Source organism: Pseudokineococcus marinus, assembly GCF_013004605.1.
In the GTDB taxonomy this organism is placed as follows: Bacteria; Actinomycetota; Actinomycetes; order Actinomycetales; family Quadrisphaeraceae; genus Pseudokineococcus; species Pseudokineococcus marinus.
Genome location: NZ_JABEMA010000157.1, coordinates 1 through 7,295 on the forward strand (window position 1 = coordinate 1; position 7,295 = coordinate 7,295).

Annotated in this window: 8 protein-coding genes; 1 reads left to right on the forward strand and 7 read right to left on the reverse strand. The window is 76.7% G+C overall.

All coding sequences use genetic code 11. From position 1 onward, the window contains the following. Window positions 1-213 precede the first annotated feature (213 nt). The 6 genes from HLB09_RS10600 to HLB09_RS10625 form a co-directional block, all read right to left on the reverse strand. Window positions 214-1,059, reverse strand: a complete 846-nt coding sequence (locus HLB09_RS10600) for a 5-oxoprolinase subunit C family protein (RefSeq protein ID WP_171203348.1) — start codon at window positions 1,057-1,059, stop codon at window positions 214-216. Continuing rightward, the gene (locus HLB09_RS10605; protein WP_171203349.1) at window positions 1,056-1,697 is read right to left on the reverse strand and encodes a 5-oxoprolinase subunit B family protein; all 642 of its coding nucleotides are present in this window, start codon (window positions 1,695-1,697) and stop codon (window positions 1,056-1,058) included. Before HLB09_RS10605 ends, HLB09_RS10600 begins: the two co-directional genes overlap by 4 nt. A 79-nt stretch (window positions 1,698-1,776) precedes the next feature. Further along, the gene (locus HLB09_RS10610; protein ID WP_171203350.1) at window positions 1,777-2,559 is read right to left on the reverse strand and encodes a LamB/YcsF family protein; all 783 of its coding nucleotides are present in this window, start codon (window positions 2,557-2,559) and stop codon (window positions 1,777-1,779) included. Window positions 2,560-2,597: 38 nt separating this feature from the next. Next, a complete protein-coding gene (locus HLB09_RS10615) occupies window positions 2,598-3,791 on the reverse strand; it encodes a divalent metal cation transporter (RefSeq protein WP_171203355.1) in 1,194 nt (397 codons plus the stop codon). Window positions 3,792-3,853: 62 nt separating this feature from the next. Beyond that, window positions 3,854-5,284, reverse strand: coding sequence for a hypothetical protein (locus HLB09_RS10620; protein WP_171203351.1), 1,431 nt, complete (start codon window positions 5,282-5,284; stop codon window positions 3,854-3,856). Between the two features lie 198 nt (window positions 5,285-5,482). After that, complete coding sequence (locus tag HLB09_RS10625; protein ID WP_171203352.1) at window positions 5,483-5,968, reverse strand: DUF4188 domain-containing protein; 486 nt, start codon at window positions 5,966-5,968, stop codon at window positions 5,483-5,485. Between HLB09_RS10625 and HLB09_RS10630 the strand changes: the two genes are divergently transcribed. Next, entirely contained in the window at window positions 5,948-6,697 is a 750-nt protein-coding gene (locus HLB09_RS10630) for a TetR/AcrR family transcriptional regulator (RefSeq protein WP_171203353.1), read from the forward strand. The two genes, HLB09_RS10625 and HLB09_RS10630, sit on opposite strands and share 21 nt — an antisense overlap. Here the strand turns inward: HLB09_RS10630 and HLB09_RS10635 are convergent. Continuing rightward, window positions 6,694-7,295 (reverse strand): SDR family oxidoreductase (locus tag HLB09_RS10635; RefSeq protein ID WP_171203354.1); only part of this gene is annotated, 602 nt, incomplete at its 5' end. The genes HLB09_RS10630 and HLB09_RS10635 overlap by 4 nt on opposite strands.

Here is a 7,295-nt window from a genome sequence, read left to right on the forward strand (position 1 = left end):
CCCGGCGGCGCCCCCGGCTTCGGCCGTGCCCCCGGCGGTGTGTCGACGACGTGCCCCACGAGAGGGCCCTCGTGGGGCGGTGTGTCGACGACGTGGCCCACGGGAGGGCCCTCGTAGGGCGGTGTGTCGACGAAGTGTCCTGGGGGACCAGGCCCGATACCGGGCTCGAGACCGGGCTCGAGACCGGGCCGAGTGGCGGGGCGACGTGCGGGGTCAGCGCGCGGGGCGCAGGAGCAGCCGCTGGCCGGGACGCAGCTGGGCGCAGCGGTCGACGTCGGCGTCGACGACGCACCCGATGACGGGGTAGCCGCCGGTCACCGGGTGGTCGGCGAGGAAGAGCACGGGCTCCCCGGACGGCGGCACCTGCAGCGCGCCGCGGACCATGCCCTCGCTCGGCAGCTCGCCGTCCCGGGCGCGCTCGAGCACGGCGCCCTCGAGCCGGACGCCGACCCGGTTGCTCTCGCTCGTCACCGCGTACGCACCGCTGGTGAGGGCCTCCCAGGCGACGCCCGAGAACCAGTCGCGGCGCGGCCCGGGCAGCACGCGCACGTCGACGTCGCCGGCCGCGGGTTCCGGCACCGGTGCGACGTCGACGTCGGGGAAGCGCGACGGCGCCGGCCCCGCGGCCAGGACGTCCCCGGCCCGCAGCGCCGCCGGACCGAGGCCGGACAGCACGTCGGTCGACCGCGAGCCCAGCACCGCGGGCACGTCCACGCCGCCGCGGACGGCGACGTAGGTGCGCAGCCCCGCCTCCGGCGCGCCGAGCCGCAGCTCCTCCCCGGCGCGCAGCGCCACGACCGCGTCGTGCGGCGCCCCCGGGCAGCGCGCCCCGGCGAGGGCGACGACGACGTCGCGCTCGGCCCGCAGCGCCAGCCCGCCGAGCGTCACCTCGAGCGCGGCGGCGCCGGCGTCGTTGCCGACGAGCCGGTTGGCCAGGGCGTACGACGCGCGGTCGCACGCGCCCGAGCGCCCGACGCCGAGGGCGGCGAGCCCCGGGCGTCCGGCGTCCTGCACCGTCGTCAGCGGGCCGGGCGCGAGGACGGTCAGCGCCGTCGTCACGAGCCCGCCTGGACGGCCGAGAAGCGGACGCGCGCACCGGGCACGAGCAGGGCGGGCGGCTCGCGCTCGAGGTCGAAGACGGGGAGGTCGGTGCGCCCGAGGAGCTGCCACCCGCCGGGCGACTCCCGCGGGTAGACGCCCGTGAACTCCCCGGCGAGCGCCACCGACCCGGCGGGCACCCGGGTGCGCGGCGACGACCGGCGCGGGACCCGCCACTCGCCGCGGCTCCCGGCGCCGTCCGCGACGAGGTACCCGAAGCCCGGCGCGAAGCCGCAGAAGGCGACCGTCCACTCCTGCGCGGTGTGCCGCTCGACGACGCCGTCGGCGCCCCAGCCGGTGAGCTCGCCGATCTCCTCGAGGTCCTCGCCGTCGTAGACGACGGGCACCTCGACGACGTCGCCTCCCGCTCGGTCGCCCCGGACGCCTCGCGTCGGCCGCGCGGCCCGCACCGCGTCCTCGACCGCGGCGGCGTCGCCGGTCTCGGGGTCGAGGTGCAGCAGCAGCGTGCGGGCGGCGGGGACGAGGTCGAGCACCCCGGCGGGCCGGTCATCCTCGAGCGCGGCGTAGAGCGCGAGGACGTCGTCGAGCGCGTCGAGCTCGACGAGCAGCCCCGTGGTCCCGCAGGGCAGGACCCTCACGAGGCCCTCGGCGTCGGGCCCACGGCTGGGGCCACGGCTCGGTCCACCGCGGGGCTCACGACCGGGTTCACGTCCGGGTTCACGTCCGGGGCCCGCCGGGGTCGGCGGCGAAGGGCGCCAGCTCGACGCCGGCCTCCTCGAGGGCGCCGCGCACCCGGCGGGCGAGGTCGACGGCGCCGGGGGTGTCGCCGTGCACGCAGATCGACGCCGGGCTGACGGCGAGCGGGCCGCCGTCGACGTCGGTGATCCGGCCGGTCGTCGCCATGTCGACGCACCGCCGGGCCACGGCGTCGGCGTCGTGGAGGACCGCCCCGGGCAGGCGCCGGCTCACGAGCGTGCCCTCGGGCGTGTACGCGCGGTCGGCGAAGGCCTCCTCGACGACCGTGAGCCCGGCCTCCTCCGCGAGCCGCAGCCACGCGGAGCCGGGGAGTCCGAGCACGGGGAGGGAGGCGTCGTAGGCGACGACCGCCTCGACGACGGCCGCCGCCTGCTCCTCGTGGTGGACGATCGCGTTGTACAGCGCGCCGTGCGGCTTGACGTAGCGCACCCGGCTGCCGGCGACGCGGGCGAAGGCGTCGAGCGCCCCCACCTGGTAGACGACGTCGTCGGTGAGCGCCTGCGGCTCGACGTCGATGAAGCGGCGCCCGAAGCCCGCCAGGTCGTTGTAGCCGACCTGCGCGCCGATCGCGACGCCCCGCGGCACGGCGGCGTCGCACACGCGCCGCATGATCGAGGCGTCGCTCGCGTGGAAGCCGCAGGCGACGTTGGCGCTGGTGACGACCTCGAGCAGGGCGTCGTCGTCGCCGAGGGTCCAGCGGCCGAAGCCCTCGCCGAGGTCGGAGTTGAGGTCGAGCGTCGTCATGGCAGCACCTTTCCGTCCGGGGGCCGGGAGCGCACGGGTCAGCCGGTGAAGAGCCCGACGACGCCGCTGAAGGAGCGCACCGCCAGGTACAGCGTGAGCAGCCAGGCGAGGGCGCCGACGACGAGCAGCCCCCGCGGGTAGCGGTAGCCCTGCAGGAGGTCGGCCCGGCGCCAGGCCACCCACAGCAGCACGCCGATGGCGAGCGGCAGCAGGAGGCCGTTGAAGGCGCCGGCGAAGACGAGCAGGGTCGCGGGCGCGGCGCCGACGACGACGAAGGCCGTCGTCGTGACGACGATGAAGGCGACCACGAGCAGGGTGCGCGCCCGCTCCGAGGTCCGCGTGCGCGAGGTGATGAAGCTCACCGACGTGTACGACGCGCCGATCACCGAGGTGATCGCGGCGGCCCAGAAGACGACGCCGAAGACGCGCAGCCCCACCTCGCCCGCCGCCTGCTCGAAGGCGGACGCCGGCGGGTTGTCGGCCGCGAGCGTGGCCCCGCCCGCGACGACGCCGAGCACGGCGAGGAAGAGCACGACCCGCATGACGCCGGTGATGACGATGCCCGTGACCGAGCTGCGGGTGATGTCGCCGACCCGCTCCGGGCCGGACACCCCGGAGTCGAGGAGGCGGTGGGCTCCCGCGAAGGTGATGTAGCCGCCGATCGTGCCGCCGATGAGCGTCGTGATGGCGAGGAAGCTCACCTCCTCGGGCAGGACGACGTTGCGCAGGGCCTCGCCGACCGGCGGCGAGGACGTCACCGCGATGCCGACCGTCAGCACGATCATCACGAGCCCGAGCGCGACGACGATGCGGTCCATCGCCACGCCCGCGCGCTTCGACAGGAAGATCGCGATGGCGATGGCGGCGGAGATGGCGCCGCCGACCCGGGGGTCGAGCCCGAGCATCGCGTCGGTGCCGAGCCCGGCGCCGCTGACGTTGCCCACGTTGAAGACGAGCCCGCCGACGAGCACGAAGGCGGCCATGACCCAGCCGAGCCCCGGCAGGGTGAGGTTGCCCAGCTCCTGCGCCCGCCGCCCCGAGACGCCGATGACGCGCCAGACGTTCAGCTGCAGCGCGATGTCCACCACGATCGACACGACGATCGCGAAGGCGAACGCTGCGCCGAGCTGCGCGGTGAAGGTCGTCGTCTGCGTGATGAAGCCCGGGCCGATCGACGACGTCGCCATGAGGAACATGGCGCCGAGCAGCGTCGAGCGGGTGCTCGCGCGCATCGACGACGACGGGCGCCCGCCGTCCGGGGCCGTCGCGGGGTCGCCCGCGGCGGGGCGCTCGGTCACGAGCCGCTGCCGGCGACGGCGGCGCCGGCGGCTTCGACGAGGGCCACGGTCTGGTCGACGACGGCCTGCCGGTCGGCCTCGAAGGCGGGGCTCGTCAGCACGTTCAGGTCGTCCGGGTAGACCAGCGAGGAGATGTGCAGGTGCCCGCCCGGCAGCTCGTCAAGGCCGGCCCCGAGCCGCAGCCGGTTCGTGCGGTACATGCTCTCGTTGGACAGGTAGTTGCCGCCGGGCGCGCTCGCGGCGCGCGAGCCGGGCGAGGGGTCGGCGGCGGAGCGCAGCGAGCCCGGGTCGGGGTAGGTGCCCGCCGGCCACTCGGTGATGCCGTCGTGGAGCACGACCGGCCACGGGCCCGTACCGGCGTCGACCATCGCCTGGTACGGCAGGGTCGTCTCGATCCACTGCGGCGACGGCTGCGGCTGGGGCCACAGCGCGGCGGCCGAGATGGGCCCGTACTGGATGGCGCGGTTGTTGTCGGGGAAGCCGCCGCGGAAGCCGCCGGCCCACTGCTCGACGTCCATCCGGCCGCGCCCGGTCTGGCTGATGGTCATGATCATGTCGGCGCGCTGGTCCGGCGGCGGGCCCGCCGGGTCCTCCGGGCCGCCGTCCGGCGTCCCGCCGACGAGCCAGGGGCCGAAGGCGTCCTCGACGATGCCCTGGTCGAAGTCGCTCCAGTTCACCGGCAGCACGACGGCCTGGACGACGACGGGGCCCGCGTCGGTCTCCACCGTGCGGCCGTCGAGCTGCAGCGCCGAGGCGCCCGAGGGGTTGGAGTTCCGCAGGCTCGAGTCGAGGCTGTAGGTGTCGAAGCCGCTGACGAGGACGCGCGTGACGTCCTCGCCTCCTGCCGTCGACGAGGGGAACGACACGGAGTCGATGCCGCGCGAGGAGTAGGACAGCCCGCGGATGAGCGCCTGCCGCTGCAGGCTGCTCAGCTCGAAGGGCGGCTGCCACTCGCGCAGCGCCCGCGCCATCGTCGTGCGCGCCCAGTAGAGGGGCCGGTCGTCGTAGCGGTCGATGGTGCCGATCTGCGTGCGCCCCTGGGCGCGGTCGACGGCCGTCTGCCACAGGTCGGCGCCGTACTGGTCGACGATCCCGGTCGCGATGTCGAGACGTCGCGTGAGGCACAGCCGGCGCTGGAAGCGGTCGACGAGGCGGTCGAAGCCCGCGGCCTCGATGAACCGGCGCGAGGCCGCCTCGGTGTCCTCGCCGGGCAGCGGCAGCCCGAGGCGCTGCTCCTCGACGGTCAGGGGGCCGCCCTCGGCGTAGCAGTCCGCGCCGCGCGGGCGCTCGGGCGCGGCGGTGCCGGGAGGTGGCGCGGCCGCGACGGTCGAGGCTGCGACGACAGCGGCGGCCACGGTCGCGACGCCGGCGACGAGCGAGCCGCTGCGGCGGGAGGTCCAGGGGGCGGTCCAGCGGGGGAAGGGCATGGGGGCGGCCTCTCGTCCTGAGCGCCGGCAGCGTGTCCGTCGGCTCGACGCCGCGACGCTAGGCCCGGGCGAAAGGCACCACAAGCACCACAGCGGCGATACCGGACACGGCTCGTCGGGCCGACGGGGACGGCGCCCGGACTCCCCGGCGGGGGAGGTGCTGGCGGCGGCTCGTCCGTCGACCGACCCCGCACCCGGTCAGCCCCGCATCCGGTCGGCGGCCCGCTCGCCGCGCGGCGCCACGGGCACCGAGCGGGTCGCCGCCGCGAGGCCGTGCTCGGGCATCTGCACGTAAACGGACTCCGCGCGGCCGGGTCCCACGAGGTAGGTCTCGTGGAAGATGCCGACCGCCGCGCCGCCGCGCCGCGCCCGCTGGTTGAAGGCGCGCCAGGCCGGCAGGTGCTCGGCGTCGGAGGCGGACGCGTACTGCTGCAGCAGCTCCCACGAGCGCCAGTACTGCAGGACCATGAGGGTGCGCCCCGACCAGTACGTCCGTGCGTGGAGGAGCCCGCGCTCGGGCTGCTGCGCCAGCTCGCGCAGCATCCTCGGCATGGCGCCGAAGACGGGCAGCCAGGCCCGGACGTCGCGCAGCCGGTTGAAGCGCATGCCGATGACGAAGACGACGACGTCCCGCCCGTCCAGGTCGGCGGTGCGTCGTCCGGCGTGGACCTGCGTGCTGGCCATGGCGATCTCCTCGAGCGGCCGGGGGTCCGGCACCAGTGTGGACGGCGTCAACATAGGGCAGGATGTGGACGGCGTCCACACCTACGGGCGCGCTGGCGGAGGGAGCAGGTCCTGGAGCGCGCGACGTACCACCACGGCGACCTGCGCAACGCGCTGGTCGACGCCGCGACGGCGGCCGTCCGCGCGAGCGGGCCGGAGGGGCTGGCCCTGCGGGAGGTGGCGCGCGAGGTCGGCGTCAGCCCGAACGCCGCCTACCGGCACTTCGCCGGCCGCGCCGACCTCCTCGCGACGGTCGCCGAGCACGCCCGCGGGGCGATGGGCGCCGCGATGGCCGAGCGGCTCGCGGCGGTGCCCCCGGCCGACGAGGCGCCGGCCCTCGCCCGGGCCCGGCTCGCGGCCGTGGGCCGGGGGTACGTCGAGTGGGCGGTGGCGGAGCCGGGGCTCTTCGGCGTCGCCTTCGGCGCCCCGCCCGGGGCGGCGAAGGACGGGCCGCCCGGCTGCGTCGGAGGCCCCGACCCGTGGTGGATGCTCCAGGAGCGGCTCGCCGAGCTGGACGCCGCCGGCGGCCTCGGGCCCCGCGGGCGCCATGGTGCGGACACGACAGCGTGGGCGGCGGTGCACGGGTTGGCCGTCCTGCTCATCGGGCCGCTCGCCGGGCTCGGGGCGGCCGAGCGCGAGACCGCGCTCGCCCGCGTGCTCGCGACCGTGGGTGCCGGGCTGGCGGCCTAGCCCGCCGGCGTGATGACGAGCTCGTCGACGCGCACGTGCGGCGGGGCGTCGAGGACGTGCTGGATCGCCGCGGCGACGTCGTCGGGCGTGAGCATCCGCGCCCGCGCGGCGGCGTCGGGGACCTCGGGGCGCAGGTCGAGGAAGTCGGTGGCGACGTCGCCGGGGCACAGGTGGCACGCGCGGACGCCGTGGCGCGCCTCCTCGGCGTTCAGGCTGCGCACGAGGGACCCGACCGCCGTCTTGCTCGCCGAGTAGGCGACCCCGGCGCTGTCGCGGTGCGCCCAGCCGGCCACCGACGAGACCACGACGACGACGCCGGCGCTGCGGCGCAGGTCGGGCAGCGCGGCGTCGAGGACGGTGGCGACGGCGCCGAGGTTCGTCGCGACGACGTCGTGGAACGTCGCGATGTCCTGGTCGGCCCAGCGGCGGCGCGGCGTGTTGGCGCCCGCGGCGAGGACGAGCCCGTCGAGGCGGCCGTGCCGCTCGAGCACCTCGGCTCGCGCGCCGGCCACGGCGTCGGCGTCGCGGACGTCGACGGGGAGCGCGGACGCGGCGGGGCCGATCGCCGCGGCGGTCTCCTCGAGGACGTCGGGCCGGC